We start from the raw sequence: 22,787 nt of genomic DNA, 5'->3' as shown, positions 1-22,787 counted from the left end.
GGGGCCACCCTGCCGTCGAGGCGATCGCGTCGTTGAGGGCCACCGAGTATTGGGGTTCGGGGCCGCTTTCTTAGGCTCCTTCTGCCGTGTGGCTGATCACGCGGCAGAAGGAGTGATTCGGATGGTACGCAAGATCAAGGCGAAGCTCGTGCTTCGGTTGCGCTCGGAGGGGCTCACGGGTCGGCAGATCGCCGCGCAGGGTATGTCCCGCACCAGCGTGGCGATGGTGCTCGATGCCGCTGACCGGGAGGGCATCGGCTGGGACGACGTCGCCGCGCTCGATGAGGCGGACGTGTATGCGCGGCTGTTCCCCGGGCGGGGTGAGCATGACAGTGTTCACGCGCAGCCGGACTGGGAGAAGGTCCATAAGGAGCTCGCGAAGGTCGGGGTCACGTTGAAGCTGCTGCACGGCGAGTATGTCGACGCCTGCCACAGTAGGGGTGAGACGGCGATGGGATACGACAGGTTCTGCAAGTCGTATCAGCGTCACGTGCTGGTGATCGGGGCGGCGTCGCGGGTCGGTCACAAGGCCGGGCAGACGGTCGAGGTCGACTGGTCCGGAAAGACGATGCGGCTCACTGATCCGGTCACCGGCCAGGCGATGAGGGTCTACTTGTTCGTCGCGACGCTGCCGTTCTCCCGCTATGCGTTCGTTGAACCGGCCCTGGATATGCGGCAGGACACTTGGTTGCGGGCGAACGCGGCGATGTTCGACTGGTTCGGCGGCAGCGTCCCCAGGATCGTGCCGGACAACCTGAAGACCGGGGTGATCAAGCACCCTGCCGAGGGGGAGGTCGTACTCAACGACGCGTATCGGGAACTCGCCGCGCACTACTCCGCGGCGGTGCTGCCGGGCCGGCCCGCGAAACCGAAAGACAAGGCGAGCGTCGAGAACACTGTCGGCAACGTCGCGACAGCGGTGATCGCCACGCTCCGTGACCGCACCTTCGCGACGCTGCCGGAGCTTCGCGCGGTGATCCGTGAGCGGGTCACCGCTTACAACGCCGAGCCGTTCCAGAAGCGCGCCGGGTCCAGACTCTCCGTGTTCGAGGCAGAGGAGAAGCCGCTGCTACGGCCGCTGCCGGCCGTCGGGTTCGAGATCTCCCGATGGCACTACGGACGCAAGGTTCAGCGCAACGGGCACGTGGTGTTCGAGCGGAACTTCTACTCCGTCCCCTACGCCAACATCGGAGGCAACGTCGACCTGCGCGTCACCGAGACCACCCTCGAGGTGTTCGCCGCCGATCAGCGGCTCACCAGCCATCTCCTCGCCCCAGCCGGGGTGATCAACGAGTACCGCACGCACGACTCGGATCTGCCCGACGGACCCCAGTATCGGCAATGGGACGCGGAGCGGGTTCGGGAGTGGGCAGCTCGGATCGGGGAGGACACCACGACGATCGTGAACCGCATCTTCGAGTCCGTCCCGGTCGACGAGCAGGGTTTGGACGCTGCGCTGGCCGTGTTGCGGATGACTCGCCGCTACTCGGCTGCGCGGGTCGAAGCTGCTGCTGGGATCGCGCTGCAGTCGCGGGTGAGGTCGCCCAGGTATGCGCATCTGCGGCCGATCCTGGACTCCAATCAGGACCAGAACGGCAGACGGCAACCGAGGTTCGAACCATCCGTCTGGGAGGAGCCGGCAGGCTACGTCCGCGGCGCCGACTACTACGCCGGAGGCACCCGATGAGCCGGCTCGACTCCGAGACGAAACGGAAGCTGCGGGAGATGGGCATCTCCGCCCTGGTCGACGCGATCGACATCCAAGACGATGCCCTCACGATGGGGATGGTGTTCGAAGAGCGCATCAAGCTCGCCGTCGACGACGCCCACGCCGCGTTCACCCACGCGAAAGTCGAGGGCCTCATCCGGCGGGCGGGGCTCCGATACCCGAACGCGGACCTGCGCAGGGTCGACCTGCTCGAACAACGCGGCCTCGACCGGGGTGTGATCGCGCAGCTCGGGACCTGCCAGTTCATCAGCAGGCAGCAAAACGTGGTGTTCCAAGGGTTCACCGGGTCCGGGAAGAGCTACCTCGGATCGGCGCTGGCGAAACAGGCCTGTCAGCACCGCTACCGAGCGCACTACATCCGCATGCCCGACCTCGAAGAGACCTGGGCCGCGGCGAAAGACAAGCCCGCCGGCAGGGAGAAGTGGCTGCGGAAATACAGCACGTTCACGCTCCTCGTGATCGATGAATGGCTGCTCGACCCACCCACCGACGACGTTCGATCCATGCTGCTCGAGCTCCTCGAACGCCGATACGACGCGACCTCGACGGTGTTCTGCACCCAGTATGCGAAGAAGGACTGGCACCAGCGCCTCGGCTCCGGGGTCCACGCCGACGCGATCATGGACCGCATCGTCCACAACACCCTCTGGATCGAGACCGGCGACGTCAACATGCGCGAACAGACCGCCGCGTCCAGCTGAGTCGGCGCCGGTGAGCGTCGCGCCCGCGGGGGTGGCGCTCACCGGCAATACCCCTGGCCCCGAGAGCAAATATCGGCTGGCCCCGAACCGCAATAATCAGTGGCCCTCAAGACTCCAAATACTCACCCGGCGCTCGGCGGCGTCCTCGCCCCGTTCTGAGAGCGGGACCATCCCGATGATCGGCCCGCCCCGGGACCGGCCCGTAGTGCGGGGCCTGCGCTTGGTGCGCTTGGACTGCAGAAAGATCCCGCGCCGGGCCAGTTCCCCGCGCGGGATCGCGTAGATGTACTGGTAGATCGCTTCACCAGAGACGGTGCGGCCCTGCGCATCAGGAGAGTTCGCCATACGGCCAACAGTCGGGTCTGTTGCCTCCAGGCGCAAGCGGCCCGCGATCTCGTTCGGCGTCCACGATGCGGCTAGGTCAGCATTCACCCGCGCCTGCAGCACCGGATCCGCCGCGACCTTCCGCTGCTGCGGACGGGCCCGGCGACGCTGCGCGGCCACGTCTGCGGTCACGGCCTGGTAGCCGCGGGTCTTCGTCGCGTTCCGACGCAGCTCCCTGGAGACCACTGACGGGCAACGCCCCAGGTGACGGGCAATCTTCCGCACACCCCAACCCGCCTTCGACGCCGTGGAGATCTCCGACCTGTCACTGAACGACAACCCCACCCGCGACATCCACACACTCCATCGATCAGACCCCCGCCGAACAGGAGTGTTGCTTCGACGCTATGACACCACCGGGGAGGGCCAGCGACGATGTGCTCCGGCGCGGGCTGGTGCGTGCGACCGCGCGGTTTCTGCCTGCGTGGTCGGGTGATCTGACTCCGCACGTGCTGCGGTGGGCCGCCCCCTTCATTCGGTCCGGTCGCTGTGCGAGTCGTCGGTTTCCAGTTGATGGGTGCATTGCCGAGCGTAGTCGACCGGTGCGAGGTATCCGAGCGATGAGTGTCGGCGGTCGTGGTTGTACTCGGTCTTCCAGTCGCCGATCACGACCTGGGCGTGCAGCAGCGAGTAGAAGCTGTTGATGTTCAGGCACTCGTCGCGGAGCCTGCTGTTGAACGACTCGACATACCCGTTGTGCCAGGGCGAGCCGGGCGGAATGTAGAACAGGCCGGTGCGGGTGCCGGCCCAGTCGGCCATCGCGTCGCTGATGAACTCCGGGCCGTTGTCTGATCTGAGCACCGCGGGCGCGCCGCGGACGGCGGCGAGGTCCTCGAGGTGGGCAGTGAGTCGGTCCGCGGTGATCGACCGCTCGACAAGCCCTCCGATGCATTCACGGGTGTGCTCGTCGACGATGGAGCAGATCTTGATCGGGCGGCCCTGCTCGTCGGCATCGAACTGGAAGTCCACCGCCCACACGAGATTCGGGGCGACCGCTGCCGGGGCATCGACGGTCGAGGATCCGACGCGTTTGCGCCGCCGCCGCTGGGGGACACGGAGGCCTTCCTCGCGCCAGAGCCGCTGGATCTTCTTGTGATTCACGGCCCACCCCTCGCCGCGAGCGTCGTGGTAGGCCCTGCGGTATCCCCACCGCGGGTGCTTCTTTGCGTACGCGCGCAGCCAGTCCCGCAACGCCCTGTCCGGGTCGGCGGTCGTGTCGCCCTTGAGCGGGCGACGGTACGCGGACCTACTCAGCCCGGCCAGCCGGCACGCCATCCGCTCGCTCACCTGCAGTGTCCTGATCAGGTGAGCGACGGCGGCGCGGCGCCTACCCGGGCCTAGAAGTTTCCCTCAGCCAACTCCTTGAGCGCGGCCTTCTCCAGCTCCGCTTCGGCCAGCAGTCGCTTCAGAGTGGCGTTCTGCTTCTCGAGCTCCTTGAGCCGCTTCGCGTCGTCGGCCTTCAGGCCGCCATACTGGTTCCGCCACCGGTAGTACGTCTGCTCGGACACGCCGAGCTCCCGACACACCGCCGCGACGTCCGCGCCGTCGGCGAGCATTCTGTCGGCCTGCCCAAGCTTTCGGACGACCTGCTCCGGGGTGTGGCGCTTCCTGCTATTCGTCATGATCTGACCAGTCTCCCTGCCCGAACCCTCGGGCGACAGGACCACTCACATAACGACTGGACCTACAAAACGGGGTCAGCCCAGCGGCACTATTGCGCGTCGTCGCTGTATCTGGCGGGTATGGACTTGAAAGCCCTCCAAGAACTGCTCGGGCATCAGTGGCTGTCGACGACGACGCAGTACATCCACGTCTCGAGCCAGCACATCGAGGATGCGTGGGCGCACGCGAACAAGAGCGTTGAGGAACGATTCGAAGGGATGGCGTGACTGATGAAGTGGAACCTGAGAGTCCAGGCCGCTGAGCGCGGCATCTGGAAGTCTGCGGAGTTGCGGCGCATGCTCGCCGCCGCTGGGTTGGAGATGAGCCAGGGCAAGATGTCGGGGCTGTGGACGGGCACTCTGACGACGATCCGCCTCGATGATCTCGACGTGATCTGCCACGTCCTGGACTGCCAGCCGACAGACCTCCTCGTGCCCGAACCGGAAAAGGTCAGCGCGCGCACGCGAAGGCTCGAGCAGCACAGCGAGGCCAACGGTTCGACACCGCGAGTGACGCCACGGTTGGGCGCGAAGGATGACCGGCCCGCCCCGCCGCTATGAGTCCGGCACGCGGTCCGAACGGGCCGCTGAGCCCGCCGCCGCCCTGCACGGGGTGCGGCGTGAAACCGGCCGCGTGGCTCCAGCCTCGCGTCGACTACTGCTACGACTGCATCCCCGGCGGCCCCTTCGCTCCGCCGCTATGCCGCAGATGCGGATCGAGCGAGTACTACAGCCAAGGATTGTGCGCGCATTGCCATCCGGGAAGTCCCGGCTTCATGGGGTCCTGCCGTGATTGCCTGGCCTGGGGCGTCTACCGGAATCGCAACTGGCGGTGCCCGAAGTGCCGCTGGTGGTTCAAGTACTACCCGCAAGGCGAATGCGTCTCGTGCCATCGCGACGTCACCATCGGTGAGCAGGGCTACTGCCGCCTCTGCCTGGAGACCGCCCGGATGCTGCAAGTACTCGGCGAACCGCTCGACCTCGACGCACCGCGAAAGTTCGGGGCGTAACTGTTCTTCGCCGTGATGAACGATCCCCGCAGGCCTGCCGAGAAGCACCGGCCGATGGCGATGAGCCTGCGCCAAGCGATCCGGCTCGTCGCCGCGCCGCCGCCGGTCGCCGAGAGCACCCAGCCGGTGCTGTTCGATCTGGATCCCGACCCGGAACGGGTGCGGCAGCGCTCGAACGAGATCCGGCTGCGCGACATCACCTCCCGCACCGATCACTTCCTGTACGCCCGCGCCGCCGAGTATGCGTGGAGCAAACGGCAGACGAACCAGGTGCGGCGCACGTTGAAGATTCTCCAGCTCGTGTTCCCCGGCGCGAATCTGCACTTCCGTGCTTCCGACATTCTCGCGATGCGCCGCTACGACGATGACGGCAACATCCGCTCCACGATCGAAGTCCTGGGCGACGCCGACCTCCTCATCGACGACCGAGTGCCGACGTTCGAGCAGCTCTTCGCCCGTAAGACCAGGCATCTGCCCGAGCCGATGCGCTCCCAGCTCGAACTCTGGCGCGACATCATGGCCGACGGATCGAAGACCACGCCGCGCCGTCAACCCCGCGACACGATGACCGTGAAAGGGCAGATGTACGGCATCCTCCCCGCGATCACCCGCTGGGTCGAGGAAGGCCGCACCAGCCTGACCCGGATCAGCACTGAAGACATCCTCGACGCGCTCCCGGATGATCCGAGCCGCCAGCACACGATGATGCTCGGCTTCCGCACCCTGTTCACGATCCTGCGCGGCCGCAAGATCGTCTTCGCCGACCCGACGAAACCGATTCCGCTGCGCGGCCCCAAACGCACGATCCCGCTCCCGATGGAGAAGTCCGCGATCCGTGACGCGCTCACCAGCCCTGACCCCGCAATCGCTCTGTCCGTCGCCCTCGTCGCTTTCCACGCCCTCACCACGCAACAGGTGCAGCACGTCCAGCTCACCGATATCATCGACGGCAGACTCCGCATGCCCGACGGCCGTACGATCCCGCTCGCCGAACCCGTGCGGGTGCGCCTGGCCGCCTGGCTCGACCATCGCGCCACGCGTTGGCCCGAGACGAAGAACCCGTACCTGCTCGTCACGATCCAGACCGCGCCGCGCCTGTCGCCACCGGGCCGGAACTTCCCCTGGAAGAAGGCCGGAGTCACCGCGCAGGCGCTGCGCACTGACCGCATCCTCTACGAGGTCGAACAGACCGGCGGCGATGTGCGACGCATCTGCGACCTGTTCGGCATCGGCATCGACACCGCCCTCCGCTATGCGCATCCCGCCCGAGTCGACCGTCCTGTAGATGACGGCGGCGACTCCGCCGGGTGAACACTCGGCGAACAACCTCCCGAACGCACCTACCCGACTTGCCGCTTGGTTCGATGAATGTCAATATAGAGACATGTCGATGCAACAGGTGGTGATCGTCGGGTCTGGTCCGGCGGGGTATACGGCCGCGGTCTACGCGGCCAGGGCGGGGCTTTCTCCCGTCGTGGTCGCTGGCTCGGTGACCGCCGGCGGTTCGCTCATGACGACCACCGAGGTCGAGAACTTCCCGGGCTTCACCGACGGGGTGCAGGGCCCGGACCTGATGGACGCGATGCGTGCGCAGGCCGAGCGCTTCGGGGCGCGTATCGTCTACGACGACGCGACCCGGCTCGACCTCGCAGGCGAGGTCAAGACGATCGAGACCGGCTCGGGCGAAACGTTCGAGGCGCGTAGCGTGATCCTCACCACCGGTTCCGCTTACCGCAAGCTCGGCCTCGCCGAGGAAGCTCGGCTCTCCGGTCACGGCCTGTCATGGTGCGCGACCTGCGACGGCTTCTTCTTCCGCGAGAAGGAGATCGCCGTCGTCGGCGGCGGGGACTCCGCGATGGAAGAGGCACTGTTCCTCACGCGCTTCGCGTCGAAGGTCACGATCGTGCACCGGCGTGATGACTTCCGGGCGTCGAAGATCATGGCCGAGCGGGTGCGCGCCGATCCGAAGATCGAGGTCGCCTGGAACAGTGAAGTCGCCGAGCTCGTCGGTGAGAACGCCGTCGAAGCGCTCCGCCTGCGCGACACCGTCACCGGTGACGAGCGTGCCCTTCCGATCTCTGGCGTGTTCGTTGCGATCGGGCACGACCCGCGCTCGGAGCTGCTGACCGGGCAGGTCGATCTCGACGACGACGGCTACGTGCTCGTCGACCATCCGTCGACCGCGACGAACCTGCCTGGCGTGTTCGCCGCGGGTGATCTCGTCGACCGCCGTTACCGGCAGGCGATCACGGCATCGGGCACGGGCTGTGCCGCGGCCCTTGACGCGCAGCATTTCCTCGCCGGCCTGCCTGCCGACGAGACCGAGACCGAACTTCTGGAGGTGTCCGCATGAGCGCGACCATCACCGTCACCGACGCCACGTTCGAGGCCGAGGTGCTGCAGTCCGACATCCCCGTCGTGGTCGACATCTGGGCGACCTGGTGCGGGCCGTGCAAGGCGATCGCACCGATCCTCGACGATCTCGCCGGCGAGTACGACGGCCGCGTGAAGATCGTGAAGCTCGACGCGGACGCCAACCCGCAGACCGCGATGGCTGCTGATGTCACGTCGATCCCGACTCTCGGGTTCTACCGGGGCGGTGAGCGCGTCGACGTGCTCATCGGCGCACACCCGAAGCCGATCATCGCGGGCAAGATTGACGAGCTGATCGTATGAGCACCGCAACCCAGACCCGCGCGATGCCGGCGAAGCTGTCCACCCTTGACCGGTGGCTGCCGCTGTGGATCGGGCTCGCCATGGTCGCGGGCCTCCTCCTCGGCCGCTTCATCCCCGCACTGTCCGACCTGCTCGCGCATATGGAGGTCGGCGGTATCTCGGTGCCGATCGGTCTCGGACTGCTGGTGATGATGTATCCGGTGCTGGCGAAGGTCCGCTACGACAAGGTCGCCGCTGTCACGGGAGACAAAAAGCTCCTCGTCTCATCGCTGATCCTGAACTGGATCGCAGGGCCTGCCGTGATGTTCGCCCTCGCGTGGCTCTTCCTGCCCGATCTGCCCGAGTACCGCACCGGTCTCATCATCGTGGGGCTCGCGCGTTGCATCGCGATGGTGGTGATCTGGAACGACCTCGCTTGCGGCGACCGTGAAGCGACCGCGGTGCTGGTGTTCATCAACTCCGTGTTCCAGGTCGTCGCGTTCTCGCTGCTCGGCTGGTTCTACCTCACCGTGCTGCCGGGCTGGCTCGGCCTCGACTCCGAAGGCCTGGATGTCTCGATCGGGCAGATCGCGATCAACGTGCTCGTATTCCTTGGCGTCCCGCTCGCGGCTGGGTTCCTCACTCGCTTCTTCGGTGAGAAGGCGAAGGGCCGCGACTGGTACGAGGCGAAGTTCATCCCCTTTATCGGCCCGTTCGCGCTCTACGGCCTCCTGTTCACGATCGTGCTGCTATTCGCGCTGCAGGGTGAGGCGATCACGTCGCAGCCGTGGGACGTCGCCCGGATCGCGCTGCCGCTGTTGGCGTACTTCGCGATCATGTGGTTCGCAGGCCTCCTGCTCGGGAAGGGCATCGGCCTCAACTACGCCCGCTCGACGACCCTCGCGTTCACGGCGGCAGGCAACAACTTCGAGCTCGCCATCGCCGTCGCGATCGGCACCTTCGGCGCGACCAGCGGCCAGGCCCTCGCAGGCGTCGTCGGCCCGCTCATCGAGGTGCCCGTGCTCGTGGGTCTGGTCTATGTCTCGCTCTGGGCCGCCCGCACGTGGTTCCACACCGACCCGTATGCGGTTCCCGCCGTCACCAAATCGAGGGCATCATGACCACCACCGAGCTCTGCACACCGACCCCGACGCACGTCATCGGCGAAGACGCTGCCGATGCTGTCGCTTCAACGCTCAAGGCGCTGGCCGATCCGTTCCGGCTGCGGATGCTGTCGGCGATCGCGACGGACCCGCGCGGCGAGGCCTGCGTGTGCGACCTCGCCGAGCTCGCCGACGTCTCCCAGCCCACCGTCTCGCATCACTTGAAGAAGCTCAAGGACTCCGGGCTGCTGGCCTCCGAGCGGCGCGGCACCTGGGTGTACTACAGCATCCTGCCGGCGCGGAAGCAGGCCGTGACCGCGCTGCTGGACGCGTTCGCGCCCGCCGCGATCGCCGACGCGCAGGCCGAGCAGGAAGACCGCGCGACGGCACTGGCCGCCCTCGACGCGAAGGTCGAGCACCTCGCCGCCGAGCTCGCCGACGAGATGACGCACCTGAACCGCAACCTCGTCGTCACGATCGTGCGCGAGTCGTTCGCGGGTCTCGTCCGCTCGGCGAAGCTCACCCAGCATATGATCCCGCTCACCGAACGTTTCGCCCGTCAGCGTCTCGCCGACCTCACACGGGATCGCGAAACGGGGATGCCGCAGGTGCTGTTCGTGTGCGTCGCAAACGCGGGCCGTTCTCAGCTCGCCGCCGCCCTCGTCAATCAGCTCTCCGGCGGTGCGGTTGTTGCCCGGTCGGCCGGGTCGACGCCAGCGGCCGAGGTGCACCCGCACGTGCGCTCGATCCTCGCCGACATCGAAGGCGAGCAGGACGCCGCGGCCGCGTTCCCGAAGCCGCTCACCGACGACGCCGTCCGCGCCGCGGACGTCGTGGTCACGATGGGCTGCGGGGACGTGTGCCCGATCATCCCCGGCGTCCGCTACGAAGATTGGGCTGTCGGTGACCCCGCCCTCGCCTCCGAAGACGGCGTTGCGGCGATCGCCGCTGACATCGAGGCTCGCGTCCGTGGCCTGCTCGCCGAGCTGTGCGTTCCCGTCGACGGTGACGGCGCATGACAAGCGAGACGCGACGTGCGCCGGTGCGCGGGTCGGCGTGGGAAGTGTTCCGGGTGTTCCTGCGCCTCGGGGTGACCTCGTTCGGCGGGCCGATCGCGCACCTGGGCTACTTCCGCACCGAGATCGTGGAACGCCGACGCTGGATGGACGACCGCGCCTACGCCGACCTGGTCGCGCTGTGCCAGTTCCTTCCCGGCCCGGCCTCGAGCCAGGTCGGGTTCGGCATCGGCCTGCACCGCGCCGGATACCGGGGCGCGCTGGCCGCATTCATCGCCTTCACGCTCCCGTCCGCGGCCCTCATGCTCGCCTTCGCTTCCGGCGCCGCCCTGTTCACCGGCACCATCGGGGAAGGCATCCTCGCCGGGCTGAAGATCGTGGCGGTCGCGATCGTCGCGCAGGCCGTCCTCGGCATGGCGAAGACACTCACCCCGGACCGGCAGCGCGCCGCGATCGCAGCCGTCGCAGCCCTCGCCGCGCTGCTGCTGGCCGGATCGCTCGGCCAAATCATGGCGATCGTCCTCGGCGGGATCGCCGGATACTTCGTCTGCCGCGCACCCGCCGCGAACACGGCGACAGCGGTGCGGTTCCCGGTGACCCGGGCCGCGGGGATCGCCGCGCTCACCCTGTTCGTCGCAATCCTGGCCGGGATGCCGATCCTCGCCGCCGTCACCGGCAACGACAGCGTCGCCCTGTTCGATGCGTTCGCGCGGGCCGGAGCGCTCGTATTCGGCGGCGGGCACGTCGTGCTCCCGCTCCTGCAATCCGGCGTCGTCGATCCCGGCTGGGTCACGAACGCGGACTTCCTCGCCGGATACGGTGCAGCCCAGGCCGTGCCCGGCCCGCTGTTCACCCTCGCCGCTTTCCTCGGCGGCGCCGCTGACGTCGGCCCGGGCGGGGCGGCGGGGGCGGGCATCGCGCTGGCCGGGATCTTCCTGCCCGGCTTCCTCCTCCTCATCGGCGTGCTGCCGTTCTGGAACCGCCTGCAGCACCACGAGCGGGTGCAGGCCATCATGCGGGGCGCGAACGCGGCCGTCGTCGGCATCCTCGCCGCCGCCCTCTACACACCCGTGCTCACCACCGCGATCCTCACCCCGCCCGCCTTCGCACTCGCGCTGGTCTGCTTCGTGCTGCTCGTCGCGTGGAAGCTCCCGCCCTGGATCGTCGTGATCATCGGAGCCGCAGGCGGCATCCTCGCCACCACCCTCACCTGACCGACCCGATCGGAAACGAGAACCCTCATGTCTACTCCCACCGTCCTGTTCGTCTGCGTCCACAACGCCGGCCGTTCCCAGATGGCCGCAGGCTACCTCCGCCACCTCGCGGGCGACCGCATCGAGGTCCGTTCGGCAGGCTCGATCCCCGCGGACCAAATCAATCCCGTCGCCGTCGAGGCGATGCTCGAAGAGGGCATCGACATCCGCGGCGAGGCCCCGAAGATCCTCACCACCGACGCCGTGCAGGACTCCGATGTCGTCATCACGATGGGCTGCGGCGACGCCTGCCCGTTCTTCCCCGGCAAGCGCTACGAGGATTGGAAGCTCGATGACCCCGCGGGCCAGGGCATCGACGCTGTCCGTCCGATCCGCGACGACATCAAACGCCGCATCCAGGAACTCATCGCCTCCCTCGAGCCCGCGAGCACCGAGGCGGCCAGCGCATGATCGCGTCGGTGCTGTTCGTCTGCAAGAAGAACGGCGGCAAATCGCAGATGGCCGCCGCGCTCATGCGGCAGCACGCCGGCGACGCCATCACCGTCTATTCGGCCGGTACTGCGCCGGGCGATACGCTTAGTGCCCTCGCCGAGGAAGCGATCGTCGAGGTCGGTGCGTCGATGGAGGGCGAGTATCCGAAGCCCATCGATCCCGAGATCCTCCGCAGCGTGGATCGGGTCATCGTGCTCGGCGACGAGGCGAAGGTCGCCCCGGTCGACGGCATGGCCGGAACGATCGAGACCTGGACCTTCGAAGACCAGGCTGCATCCGACGTCGGCGGCGGCGACCGCACGCGGGCGATCCGGGATCAGATCGCCGAACGCGTCCTGCGCCTCGCCAGCGAGCTCAGCGCCGCGATGTCGTAACTCTGAACGGGAGGGCAGGAGTAGTCGCTGGCCCTCCCGTCCAGCGCGGCGGACGGCCGATGAGCCTTGCATGAGCCGAGCACGCAGTCGGGTCAGTGTGAGGGCAGGTTCCCGCTCAATCGTGCGTGGAAGGTTCCGCTCGCCTCGTTCAAGCCGATGATCTCGACCTCGATGTCGTGTTCGCGGTACTTCTGCTCGATTCCATCGAGCGCTGCGACGGTCGAGGCGTCCCACACGTGCGACTTCGACATGTCGATCACGACACGCTTCGGGTCGTCGGCGTACTCGAACTGGGTGGTCAGGTCGTTCGAGGACGCGAAGAACAGCTCGCCATCGACCTCATAGTGCGCCGTGTCTTCGTTAGCGCTGAAGGTGCGGGTGACGGTGGTGAAGTGGGCGACGCGGCGCACGAACAGGATCGCGGCGACGAACACGCCGATGATGACCCCGACGGAGAGGTTGTGGGTGATGAGCACCGGGATGACGGTGACGAGCATCACGATCGTCTCGCTCTTGGGCATCCGCTTCAGCGTGGAGGGTGCGATGGAGTGCCAGTCGAAGGTGAGGAACGCGACCATGAACATGATCGCCACCAGCGCCCCGATGGGGATCAGGTTCATTATCGGGCCGAGGAACCACACCAGGATCAGGAGGAACACGCCGGCGGCGAACGTGGAGACGCGGGTGCGGGCGCCGGAGGCGCGCACGTTGATCATGGTCTGCCCGATCATCGCGCAGCCACCCATGCCACCGAAGAGGCCAGAGAGGATGTTCGCGCCGCCTTGCCCCATCGCCTCGCGGGTCTTGTTCGAGTGCGTGTCGGTGATGTCGTCCACGAGCTTCGCGGTCATCAGTGACTCCATGAGCCCCACCGCGGCCATGCCGAGGGCATACGGGGCAATGATTTGCAGTGTCTCGAAGGTGAGCGGTACATCGGGGAAGAACGGCATCGGCGGGCCGCCGGGCAGTTCGCCGAGACCGCCGACGGTCTTCACATCGAGGTTCAGCAGCCACACCGCGAGGGTCATCACGATCACGACCACCAGAGGCGCGGGCACAGCCTTCGTGAGCTTCGGGAAGAGCCATAGGATCAGGATGCTGACGATGATCATCGGGTACATCAGCCAGGACGCGCCGGTGAAATGCTCCAATTGGGCGACAGCGATGAGGATCGCGAGGGCGTTGACAAACCCGACCATCACGCTGCGCGGGATGAACCGCATGAGCTTGCCGACACCGAGCAGGCCGAGAACGATCTGGAAGATGCCGCCGAGGATCACGGTCGCGATGAGGTAGTCGAGGCCGTACTCGTCGGCGACCGGCCGGATGACGAGCGCGATCGCTGCGGTCGCCGCGGTAATCATCGCGGGCCGCCCACCGAGGAACGCGATCGAGATTGCCATCACGATCGAGGAGAACAAGCCCACCTCGGCCGGCACGCCTGCGGCGATCGCGAACGCGATGGCCTCCGGGATGAGCGCGAGGCCGACCACCATACCCGCGAGGACTTCCTTCGTCAACAGCTTCGGCGAACGGAACACATCCATCACGGTCGGCCGAGGCCAGTAGCGTTCCTTGTCGCGTGCGGGCGCGCTCATTCTGCCTCCCAGAGAGGTGCGGGAAAATAGGGTGACGGCGGTCGAGGTCGGAGCCCGCCAAACCCAACTCTACCGTTACGTGAGGGTTGGGTGCCAAATCGAGGCAGAGGAGTACCCGATGGCAGGAACGATCCATATCGGCGAGGTCGCTGAGCGCACCAGCCTGTCGCTGCGCACCCTCCGCCACTACGACGAGATCGGGCTCGTCTCCCCGAGCGACCGCACCAGTGGCGGGTTCCGCCTCTACACCGACGCCGACGTCGAGCGGCTCCTCCTGATCCGCCAGATGAAGCCGCTCGGGTTCTCCCTCGACCAGATGGGCGAAGTCCTCGCCGCTGCTGACGCACTGGCGGATGATCCGTCAGACAGCGCCGCGCGCGCAGCGCTGGATACGTTCGTGACCGACGCAGAGGAGCGTCGCGAGAAACTCGCGAAACAACTGGACGCCGCCGACGAACTCATCGCGCGCCTCCGCGACGTATAAGCCTGCGGCAGGTGCACGCCCGGCCCAAGTGTTCACCGGTGGGGTTGCATGTTCGCGGAACATGCAACCCCACACCTCAGAAACCATGGCCTGAACCCGCATCTTCCGGCGATTTAGCCTTCAGGAATCGTGAACTTGCGGGTTTCCCCCGATGCCCTGGCACTCGTGTCGAAGAGCGCGAGCTCGGCGGGGTGCAACTGTTGCTGGACAACGAACGAGCGTTCTTTGATGCGCCACAAGCCCTGCCCGACCCCGAGCGAGGGCAGCAGTTTGCGCTCTGTCGTGGTCAGGCCGAGGGTCTTGGCGGTGACGCCCAGCTGGTCGCTCTCTTGCCTGTAGATCACTCGCGTTTCGGCATTGGCCAGCAACGAGTTCGCCAGCGAGCGCATCGCGGAACCCGCGTCGCCGACGTTCTCAAGGTCGGTCAGCTTGTGGAAGATCAGGGCGTTGGCGATGCCGTAGTGCCTGGCGAGCCTCCAGTGTGCGTCCATCCTGCGCAGCAGCGATGGCTGCGACATGAGACGCCATGCTTCGTCGTAGATCACCCAGCGTTGCCCGCCTGCGGGATCGAGGAGCGCCGACTCCATCCACGCCGAGCAGCATGTCATCAGCGCGCTGATGAGCGTTGAGTTCTCCGTGACCCGGCTCAGGTCGAGGCTCATCATCGGCAGGGTCGGATCGAACTGCACGGTGCTTGGGCCGTCGAACAACCCCGCGAGATCCCCGGCTACCAGACGCCGCAGTGCGTGGCCGACGAGCCTGCCGTCGTCGGCGAGCCTGCCGTCGGCATCGTTCGTGGGGGTGAGGATGCGCTCGACCACCATCGGGAGGGTCGGCACGGCGTTCTCGCGCACGGTCGCGGTCAGGGCGGTGTCGATCGCGGTGTGTTCCAACGGGGTCAGCGCGCGGGTAAGGACGACCTCGGCCAGTGCGCCGATGAGGTCGCGGCGACGCGCGGCCACCGTGGTCTCCCACTCGGTGTCGGTGAGGTTGCTCGGCCGGTAGCCCTCGTCCAGAGGGTTGAGCCGGTTCGCCATGCCGTGCCCGAGCGCGATCGCCCGGCCCCCGACCGCTTCGGCGACGGCAGTGTGCTCGCCCTTCGGATCGCCGGGGATGTAGACGCGCCTGCCGAACGCCAACGACCTCGTGTACAGCGACTTCGCGAGGCTCGACTTGCCGGAGCCGACGATCCCGGCCAGCACGACGTTCGGGGCGGTGATGATTCCGCGTGCGTAGAGCACCCACGGGTCGTAGACGAACGAGCCGCCGCTGTACAAGTCCTGGCCGACGAAGACGCCGCTGGAGCCGAGTCCGCCCTCTGCGACGAACGGGTAGGCCCCCGACAGCGTGGCGGAGGTGTCCTGATGCCGAGGTAGCCGGAAGCGACCAGCGGTGCGCAGCTTCGCCGGGCCCGGTTCCCCGGCGGCGGGCAGATACTGGCGCGCGGCACGTTCGGCTTTCTCGGCGTCGGCGCGGGCCTTGGCCTCGTCCATCCGCTGTTGCCGTTGCTCGCGGTGCAGCTGCGTCGCGGCCTGGCGTCGCTGCTTGCGGTAGCGGCGCTTCTCGCGGGCCGGGGTCACCAGCACCGAGGCGTGCAGCTTCTCCTCGTCGCGGGCGCTCATCGCTCCAGCCCCCGGTTCCGCTTGATGTCCGTGATCCGATCGGGGGTGAACCACGACCCGTCGCCGCGCACCCGGTTCCGGCGTTCCTCGAGCGCCCGCCGTGCAGCGTCGGCGGTCGCGGCGTCCTGCGCAGGCCCGCTGCGCTGCGGCCCGTCGCCTGCCGCCGGGGTGTCGGCGGGCGGAGTGTAGGCGCGGTAGAGGGCGACGTTCCCGAACGCATGGCTGTAGGTCAGGGCGTACTCGCCCGCGATGACCTGCCGGTCGTTCGCACCGCGAGGCGGCTCGTCGTAGACGTGCCCGTTCGCCAGCGCCGCGTTCGTGGTCTCGTCGCCGTAGTCGTAGCCGCGCAGCTGCTCGATCGCTACGACGGTGCCGTCGCGGTCGATGAGGTCGAGCACCGGCTCGGCTTCCTCGCCCTGCAAGAACACCACCGTCACCCACTGCCGCTGCGGAGGCTGCCAGGCGATGCGGCCCAGATGCCCAGCCGCCTGATCGAGCACGGTCTCGGCGGCGCTGACATGCTGGGCGGCTTGGCGGAGCGCGTCGGCGGCGGCCCAGGCGTCGGCGGCACCGAGGCCCAGGTCGCCGTCATCGTGGGCGGCACGCCCTTGATAGGTGAGACTCGCCCCGGCGAGTTGGATGAGCGACTGCTCCAGCGAGCGGGCCGCGCCGAGCAGCTCCCCGACGACGCCGTACAGCACGTCGGGGTCGTCGATGCGGATGGTGGCGTGCGCGAGGCCCCGCAAGGCTTGGCGGGCTTCTTCGGCGTCGGCGGATGGATCGTGGAACGTGGGCATGTCGGGCCTCCCCGTGATCGGTGCGGTTGGCTTCGAGGTGCACGAGACGGGTCAGGCCTTGCGGCACAGCGGCAGCGCAGCGGCGGCGAACGCCTGCGCCTGCTGGCCGACCAGGGTGCGGGTCTCGCACGAGGCTTGGATGGCGGCCTGCTCGATCGCGGCGACCGCCGCCTCCAGCTCGGGCAGCGAATCGGCCGACACGGAGATCAGGCCGGTGTAGCGCAGCACCCCGTGCCCGGCCGTCAAGTCGGCCTCCTGCTGGAGAACGTCGTGGAACTCGGCGGTCTGGCCTGCGTCCTCGATCTGCCCGATCCGGGCGCGCTGGGCGGCATCGGAGATGTACTCGGTCTTCTTGCGGCGAATGTCGCGGGCGGCCTGATCGGTGCGCAGCGGGGTGCAGATCAGCGAGAACGAACGGTGAATTCCGGTACTGGGCAGCACGGGCGAGAGGAACCCCGGATGCACCATCGAGCGCGGCCACTCGCTGATCCAGAGGACGGTGTGGAACGCCGAGTCGCTGCGCAGATGCCCCCACGACTCGGTGACCGCGACCGGCCCGGCGGTGGCGAGGTCGTGGCCGAGGTCGCCGTGGCGTTCCAGCGTCGCAGCGATCGCCGGGTCATACGCCGAGCGCAGGATGACCGCGATCTGCCCCGTGCCGAGCCAGCCCTTGCTCGTCAGGTCTGCCGAGCGCAGCGCCGCCGACAGGGTGCCCATCTCCTGACGCAGCACGGCAGCCGCGCCCTTGATGCCGCCGCCTGCGGTGCGGATCTGCCGGGCGGCGGCGCGCATGTCCAGCGACAGGCTGAGCGTGGTCGCGTGACGTTCCCCGGCAGGCCCGGCCCGGTCGATCAGCTCCTGATAGGTCGTCGCCGCCCACGAGCCGTCGGCGGTGCCGTGCGCGGCCCACCACTCCGCAAGGCCCTGCCCGGAGTCGGGCAGGGTGCGCTCCAGCACTTGCAGCGTCGCGATCCGCCCCGACCGGCACACCGTCGCCAGCACCCGCCCCCACGCGGTGACCCGGCGTTCCTGCTCACCGGGATCGAGCAAGACGAACGCCGGGTGCGTGATCTCCGTGACCACGGTGAGCGTAGCGGCGGTGGGGTCGTGCACCATCCCGGCACCGGTCTCCGGGTCGACGTACTCGCGCAACCGCGCCATGTCACCGGGCAGCGCGAGCGTGCCCGCAGGCCGAGGCGTGACGATCCTGCGCCGGTAGGCCAGCTGCCCGCCGGTCTTGCGCCACAGCCACCAGCAAGCGACCGGCAGCCATTCGACCAGCGGGCGACCCGCGACCGGAGTCCAGGTGACCGCAGCGGCCAGCACCCAGATCGGTGCGGTGATGACGAACAGCACCCCGCCGCCGCCGTAGAACGCGGCCACGAGGCTCGCCCCGCCGATGCCGAGGGTGAGCAGCTGCGACAGCGACAGGCCGAGCAGGATGCCGCGCCGGGTCAAGCGGCTGAACTTCACCGGCACCAACTCGCCGCCGCCGCGCTCGTGAGCCGTTTCGGTACTGGACATGACAGGTCACTCCTTGGTCGGTCTCGGCGGCGGCGTGCTGCTCGGGGTCTTCGGCAGCGGTTGCGAGGGCGGCGGCGCGTGCGGGGTCACTTGGCTCGGCCCCGACTGCTCGGCACCGCCCGCCGCGTGATCGGCTTGATCGGCGAGTGCCTGCCCTGCTTTCGGGCCTGCTGTCGCAGCGCCCTTGACCACGGCGGCCCCGGCCACGACCCCGGCGGCGATCGGCCCCGCAGCCGCAGCACCGCCGCCCGCAGCACCGGCACCCGCTCCGGCAGAACCGCCGCCCGCACCGCCTGCACCACCGGCCGCTGACGACGCTGCGGGCGCGGGCTTCGTCTTGGGGCCAGCCCCGCCGCCGCTCCCGCCGCTGGGCTTCTTGTCGCCGCCCCCACTGCCCTCGTCGAGCACGCGCTTGGGCGCGTTGCCCTGCGGCTTGCCGGGCACCGGCACCGGACGGTTCAGTGCGCTCTTGGCTTCCTGCTCGGTGCCCATCGAGTTGTAGAGGTCGAAGCCGATGAACGACAGGAACCGATACGTCATGTAGGGCGCGAACCCGGCCAGCGCCATCAGCACGACCCCGGCCAGCGGGTCGGCGATGTTCGACAGGTCGGCGTCGATCGGAGCTGACACCTGGGTGACCGCGACCAGCAGGATCACGACGAGCACGAGCTTGGACAAGATGAGCGCGACGACGAACATGGCCCACTTGGAGATCCAGCCGCGCGTGGCATCCCAGGACGCCCCGGAGAACGCGAACGGGGCGAGCACGACCGCGACCAGCAGCAACGCCTTGCGGATCAGCAGCGACAGCCACACGATCGCAGCGGCGGCAATGGCCAAGGCGGCGAGGAAGATCGTGAGGATCGCCCCGACACCGGGCGCACCCACGTTCAGCGCCGTCAGCCCGGCCACGAGAATCGCGATCTTGTCGCCCATCGTCGCGGTGGTCTCCCCGGCGGCTTGGATGATCCCGATGGCGAGTTGGTCGGTGATCTCCAGCAGCAGCGCCACCAGCGTGATGACGACGAACGACCCGAGCACGCTTTTGGCCAGCCCGAGAGCGGCGCGGGAGAGCGCGGCGGGTTCTCGGCGGATCATGCCGGTGATGAGCTGCAAGCAGAAGAACAGCAGCATCACGAACACGGCGATCCCGAAGATCAGGTTGTAGACGCCGACGTACTCGCTGCCGGTGACGTCGACCAGCGTGGTGGTATCGAAGACCGTCCAGACGGCCTCGAAGAGCCAGCCGGCGGCCTCACCCATCGCGCTTGCGAGCCAGTCGAATGGGGCCGAGATCAGCGTCGCGGCGGCTTCACCAGCCACGTCGCAGACGCTGGAGATGACGGGAATATCGCACACGCCCATCACGAACCTCCTCTGAATCGGAGTGGTGGATGAGCGGGTCAGACGGCTTGGCCGACGCCCCAGAAGAAATTGATCAGCGTCACACTCGCGCCACAGACGACAGCGGCACCGCAGGACACCAGGACGCCGATCTTGCCCCTGCCCGCCAGATGTGGATTGGACGAGTTGGAGCCGTAGGCCCAGATGATCGCGCTGACGATCAGCGCCAGAACGCTGAGGATCAGGCCCACGGTCATGACTGCGCCGACGATGGTGCGCAGCTGCTCGATACCGGGAAGGCCGGTGCCATTGGGGTCGATGTCGATCACGACGGTTCTCCATTCACGCTGAGGGTTGCTTCTGCCCCCAGGTGCGCCCCGCCTCCATACGCACAAGAGCGCCCACCCGCGTGGGGTGGGCGCTCAGCGTGGTGGCGAGGTCAGAGTTGCTGGCCGATGCCGATGAGCCAGTTCATCCAGGCGACACCGGCACCGGCGAGAACCGCGCCGCCGAGGGCGACGAGCACCCCGACGCGGCCGTTGGACGCGGCAGCGTAGTTGCCGCTGCTCGACGAGACCGCCCAGATGATCGCGGAGACGATCAGCATCAGCACGGCGATCACCAGCGCGAACATGAACAGCGCGCCCACGACCTGTTTCAGATCGCCGATCCCGGCCAGGCCGTCGAAGTCGGGGAACACGCCCATCACGCACCTGCTTTCACGGTGACGTGCAGGTGGTCGAAGTGTCCTCCGGTCACGTTGCCGGGGTCGTGCATCCCGCCGCCGTTGTATGGACGCCAGCCCTCGGCGTCGCGTGCGACCGACCAGATCTTGCCCTGCCAGATCAGATACTCGACCCCGAGCGCGGCGGCGTTGTCTTTCATCCAGTTCGTCACCTGCCAGCCCGCCTCCAGCTGTGCCGGGGTCGGGTAGTGGCCGATCGCGTTGCCGAAGGTGATGTCACAGGCCCGGCCCAGCGGATGCTCGGACCTTGTGCCCGGCCTTGGCGAGTAGCAGCCCCAACCCGTGTCAGGGAACACCGCTTTGGTCTGGGCCATGAGATGCGCCAGCCGAGCAGTGATCTGCCCGTTGCTCGTCGGATCGTCCACCAGCTGATCCGGGTCGCCCGTGAGCGGCGACGGCGCTCCGGCACTCCCGGCCTGGCATCCCGCGCCCGCGCTACCGGCGGGTTCGGGGAGGTTCGCGGCACCGTGGGCGTTGAGCCAGCCCACCGGGTCGATCGCTTCGGCGTTCGTGCCGCCCGGACGAACCTCGAAGTGCAGATGCGCGCCCGTGCTCATCCCGGAGCTTCCGACATCCCCGATGTGCTGCCCGGCCTGCACGCGGTCGCCGACGTGGACATGGATGCCGCTCTGCCACATGTGGGCGTACGCGGTCGCGACCGTCTGGCCGTCGATGGTGTGCTCGATGACGATGAGGCCGCCGTACCCGCCGGAGAACTCCGCGACCGTCACGACACCATCGGCGGCCGCGAGGATCGGGGTGCCGTCGGCCGTGCCGAGATCGAGCCCAGTGTGGAACGAGTGCTCGCCGGTGATCGGGTGGATGCGTGGCCCGAAGTCATCGGTCTTCACCCACGTTCCCTCCGGGAGCGGGAACACGACCCGCGACGACTCCGCCGCCACGACCGGCCCGCCGCGCCCAGAGCTCGCACTGGTGCTGGTGAGGGCTTCGAGAATGGCGTCAGCGACCGGCGCGTAGTTGCGGTAGCGGTCGGGAAACGCACTGACTTCGACGCTCTGGGCGGCCTCGCCGGGGTCCATCTGTTCCCAGCCGGGGATGTCGAGCAGGCCCCTCGGCGAGGGGTAGTTGGGGCCGGTCGGCCCGCCGAAGAACGCCTGCGCCTGATAGGTGGGGTTCATCAGTTCGGCGACGCTTCCCCATCCCGATTGAGGTCGCATCTGGAACAGCCCCAAGCTGTCGTGATCCGAACCGTTCCCGTCGTTCGGGAAGTTGGCGCTCTCCGGGTAGGCGCTGGTGTTCGCGAGCATCCGCAGCGTGCTCTCGGTGAGGGCCGCCATCAGCGCGATCTTGACCCCAGCCCGGCCTACGCCGTCGATTCCCGAGCCGACCTCGATGATCGTGGCGGCGTGCGTGAGCTGTTGCCGGTTCAGCGTGAAGGTGGTGCCGTTCGCGGTGGTGACGGTGAGGCTGTCAGGGATGTTCCCGACCCGGTAGGAGCCGTCGAGGGTGCAGGCGGCGTTCGCGGCCGGGTTCATCAGCACGCCGATGGCGAGCAGCCCGACGAACGGGCCGAGCATCAGAAACAGCACGAGCGCGAGGGCGGCCTTCTTCATCATCAGTGGCTCCCGGCTCGTCAGTGCAGCGGACTGTCGAGCACCGACAGCCGCAGCAGATAGCAGGACGGCACCACGCTCGGCGCGGGCGTGCGGGTGCCGGTCGGCGGGGCCTCGGGAGGGCAGGCGAGGAAGATCGTGAACGCCACCTGATGCTCGGAGGCGACGGGCTCGTCGTTCCAGATGCCGGTGCGGTGCCGGGTGCCCTCGATCGTGATCGCCGTGGCCCCGGCCGGGAGTTGGCCGGGGCGGGCCTGCTCGACGGCTTGCCACCACTGTTCGGGCACGTAGGCGTCGCTGATCGTCAGATGCTGGGTCGTGCTGTATTGGCGCAGCTCCACCCAGGCGTCACGGGAGGGCAGATAGGAGGCGATGTCGGAGGCCAGCCCTGCTTGCTCGGTTCCGGTCGGGTCGCCCACGTCCAGCAGCACAGCGGTGTAGTCCAGCGGCCAGAACCCGCTCGTCGTATCCCAGGTGAACAACACGTTCGCGACGTCGCGGGCGAACGCTTCCGGGTCGGTCGACGGGGCGATCTCGGGCAGGCTCGGCGTCGGCCCGCTCGGATCAGCGGGGTTCGGCGTGGTCGTGCCGCTGCGCGGTGGCGGGCTCGGTTCGTCGGGGCCAGTCAGCAGCCCGTAGACGCCGATCCCGGCCAGGACGAGGAACGCGACCCCAACGCAGGCGAAGGAGATCAGGCGACGGCGGGTGCGGGCGGGATCATCGGGTGTCTTCATGACCCCCAGGTGCGCCGCCGACACCT

General features: G+C 68.1%; 23 protein-coding genes and 1 pseudogene. 13 read left to right on the top strand and 11 right to left on the bottom strand.

The window, feature by feature from the left end:
* The first annotated feature begins 121 nt into the window (after positions 1–121).
* Together istA and HNR16_RS09910 are read left to right on the top strand one after the other, a co-directional pair.
* Entirely contained in the window at positions 122–1,687 is a 1,566-nt protein-coding gene (gene istA / locus HNR16_RS09915) for an IS21 family transposase (RefSeq protein WP_179558349.1), read from the top strand.
* Positions 1,684–2,430 (top strand): ATP-binding protein, encoded by a 747-nt coding sequence (locus HNR16_RS09910; RefSeq protein WP_179558049.1) that lies wholly within the window; start codon positions 1,684–1,686, stop codon positions 2,428–2,430. Before istA ends, HNR16_RS09910 begins: the two co-directional genes overlap by 4 nt.
* Positions 2,431–2,553: 123 nt before the next feature.
* On the opposite strand, the pseudogene HNR16_RS09905 reads toward HNR16_RS09910, so the two are convergent.
* Together HNR16_RS09905 and HNR16_RS09900 are read right to left on the bottom strand one after the other, a co-directional pair.
* Positions 2,554–3,108, bottom strand: a pseudogene (locus tag HNR16_RS09905) (transposase); the annotation flags it as partial.
* A 177-nt stretch (positions 3,109–3,285) separates the two neighbouring features.
* A protein-coding gene (locus HNR16_RS09900) for an IS3 family transposase (protein WP_179558065.1) occupies positions 3,286–4,436 on the bottom strand; the annotation gives its coding sequence in 2 pieces (ribosomal slippage) (positions 3,286–4,166 and positions 4,166–4,436; 1,152 coding nt in all).
* Here HNR16_RS09900 and HNR16_RS18620 point away from each other — a divergent pair.
* The 10 genes from HNR16_RS18620 to HNR16_RS09850 all read left to right on the top strand — a co-directional run bounded on the left by HNR16_RS18620 (position 4,413) and on the right by HNR16_RS09850 (position 12,339).
* The gene (locus HNR16_RS18620) at positions 4,413–4,703 is read left to right on the top strand and encodes a tyrosine-type recombinase/integrase (RefSeq protein WP_225737995.1); all 291 of its coding nucleotides are present in this window, start codon (positions 4,413–4,415) and stop codon (positions 4,701–4,703) included. The genes HNR16_RS09900 and HNR16_RS18620 overlap by 24 nt on opposite strands.
* Positions 4,704–4,706: 3 nt before the next feature.
* On the top strand, positions 4,707–5,036 hold the full coding sequence (locus HNR16_RS09890) for a helix-turn-helix domain-containing protein (RefSeq protein WP_158042051.1): 330 nt from the start codon (positions 4,707–4,709) through the stop codon (positions 5,034–5,036).
* 464 nt (positions 5,037–5,500) lie between these two features.
* Positions 5,501–6,796 (top strand): hypothetical protein, encoded by a 1,296-nt coding sequence (locus HNR16_RS09885; protein WP_179558190.1) that lies wholly within the window; start codon positions 5,501–5,503, stop codon positions 6,794–6,796.
* Positions 6,797–6,869: 73 nt separating this feature from the next.
* Positions 6,870–7,838 carry a thioredoxin-disulfide reductase gene (gene trxB / locus HNR16_RS09880; RefSeq protein ID WP_054683697.1) on the top strand — a complete coding sequence of 323 codons (969 nt, stop codon included), beginning with the start codon at positions 6,870–6,872 and terminating at the stop codon, positions 7,836–7,838.
* The gene (trxA, locus tag HNR16_RS09875; protein WP_054683694.1) at positions 7,835–8,161 is read left to right on the top strand and encodes a thioredoxin; all 327 of its coding nucleotides are present in this window, start codon (positions 7,835–7,837) and stop codon (positions 8,159–8,161) included. Before trxB ends, trxA begins: the two co-directional genes overlap by 4 nt.
* Positions 8,158–9,261 (top strand): ACR3 family arsenite efflux transporter, encoded by a 1,104-nt coding sequence (gene arsB, locus HNR16_RS09870; protein ID WP_179558189.1) that lies wholly within the window; start codon positions 8,158–8,160, stop codon positions 9,259–9,261. The genes trxA and arsB overlap by 4 nt, the downstream gene beginning before the upstream one ends.
* Positions 9,258–10,262 carry a metalloregulator ArsR/SmtB family transcription factor gene (locus tag HNR16_RS09865; protein WP_158042053.1) on the top strand — a complete coding sequence of 335 codons (1,005 nt, stop codon included), beginning with the start codon at positions 9,258–9,260 and terminating at the stop codon, positions 10,260–10,262. Before arsB ends, HNR16_RS09865 begins: the two co-directional genes overlap by 4 nt.
* Positions 10,259–11,473 carry a chromate efflux transporter gene (gene chrA / locus HNR16_RS09860; protein WP_158042054.1) on the top strand — a complete coding sequence of 405 codons (1,215 nt, stop codon included), beginning with the start codon at positions 10,259–10,261 and terminating at the stop codon, positions 11,471–11,473. Before HNR16_RS09865 ends, chrA begins: the two co-directional genes overlap by 4 nt.
* Before the next feature lie 27 nt (positions 11,474–11,500).
* Positions 11,501–11,923 carry an arsenate reductase ArsC gene (locus HNR16_RS09855; protein ID WP_054683684.1) on the top strand — a complete coding sequence of 141 codons (423 nt, stop codon included), beginning with the start codon at positions 11,501–11,503 and terminating at the stop codon, positions 11,921–11,923.
* A 47-nt stretch (positions 11,924–11,970) separates the two neighbouring features.
* Positions 11,971–12,339, top strand: coding sequence for an arsenate-mycothiol transferase ArsC (locus HNR16_RS09850; protein WP_244960556.1), 369 nt, complete (start codon positions 11,971–11,973; stop codon positions 12,337–12,339).
* A gap of 92 nt (positions 12,340–12,431) precedes the next feature.
* Here the strand turns inward: HNR16_RS09850 and HNR16_RS09845 are convergent, their stop codons facing one another.
* A complete protein-coding gene (locus HNR16_RS09845; RefSeq protein ID WP_026937616.1) occupies positions 12,432–13,937 on the bottom strand; it encodes a SulP family inorganic anion transporter in 1,506 nt (501 codons plus the stop codon).
* A gap of 118 nt (positions 13,938–14,055) precedes the next feature.
* On the opposite strand from HNR16_RS09845, the gene HNR16_RS09840 reads away from it, so the two are divergent.
* A complete protein-coding gene (locus HNR16_RS09840; RefSeq protein WP_035733502.1) occupies positions 14,056–14,421 on the top strand; it encodes a helix-turn-helix domain-containing protein in 366 nt (121 codons plus the stop codon).
* A gap of 113 nt (positions 14,422–14,534) precedes the next feature.
* Here HNR16_RS09840 and HNR16_RS09835 read toward each other — a convergent pair whose 3' ends face one another.
* From HNR16_RS09835 to HNR16_RS09800, 8 genes are all read right to left on the bottom strand, one after another.
* A complete protein-coding gene (locus HNR16_RS09835) occupies positions 14,535–16,043 on the bottom strand; it encodes an ATP-binding protein (RefSeq protein ID WP_158042056.1) in 1,509 nt (502 codons plus the stop codon).
* Positions 16,040–16,840 (bottom strand): hypothetical protein, encoded by an 801-nt coding sequence (locus tag HNR16_RS09830; RefSeq protein ID WP_158042057.1) that lies wholly within the window; start codon positions 16,838–16,840, stop codon positions 16,040–16,042. The genes HNR16_RS09835 and HNR16_RS09830 overlap by 4 nt, the downstream gene beginning before the upstream one ends.
* 51 nt (positions 16,841–16,891) lie before the next feature.
* Positions 16,892–18,364, bottom strand: a complete 1,473-nt coding sequence (locus HNR16_RS09825; RefSeq protein ID WP_158042058.1) for an SCO6880 family protein — start codon at positions 18,362–18,364, stop codon at positions 16,892–16,894.
* Between the two features lie 6 nt (positions 18,365–18,370).
* Positions 18,371–19,729, bottom strand: coding sequence for a conjugal transfer protein TrbL (locus HNR16_RS09820; RefSeq protein ID WP_158042059.1), 1,359 nt, complete (start codon positions 19,727–19,729; stop codon positions 18,371–18,373).
* 38 nt (positions 19,730–19,767) lie between these two features.
* Complete coding sequence (locus tag HNR16_RS09815; RefSeq protein WP_158042060.1) at positions 19,768–20,037, bottom strand: DUF6112 family protein; 270 nt, start codon at positions 20,035–20,037, stop codon at positions 19,768–19,770.
* Between the two features lie 110 nt (positions 20,038–20,147).
* Positions 20,148–20,414: a DUF6112 family protein gene (locus HNR16_RS09810; protein ID WP_158042061.1), complete on the bottom strand. Its 267-nt coding sequence runs from the start codon at positions 20,412–20,414 to the stop codon at positions 20,148–20,150.
* Positions 20,414–22,030 carry a M23 family metallopeptidase gene (locus HNR16_RS09805; RefSeq protein WP_158042062.1) on the bottom strand — a complete coding sequence of 539 codons (1,617 nt, stop codon included), beginning with the start codon at positions 22,028–22,030 and terminating at the stop codon, positions 20,414–20,416. The genes HNR16_RS09810 and HNR16_RS09805 overlap by 1 nt, the downstream gene beginning before the upstream one ends.
* 17 nt (positions 22,031–22,047) lie before the next feature.
* Positions 22,048–22,761, bottom strand: a complete 714-nt coding sequence (locus HNR16_RS09800) for a hypothetical protein (protein ID WP_158042063.1) — start codon at positions 22,759–22,761, stop codon at positions 22,048–22,050.
* Positions 22,762–22,787 lie beyond the last annotated feature (26 nt).

Source organism: Pseudoclavibacter chungangensis (assembly GCF_013410545.1).
GTDB lineage: Bacteria > Actinomycetota > Actinomycetes > Actinomycetales > Microbacteriaceae > Pseudoclavibacter > Pseudoclavibacter chungangensis.
This window is presented reverse-complemented; position numbering and strand designations above follow the sequence as displayed.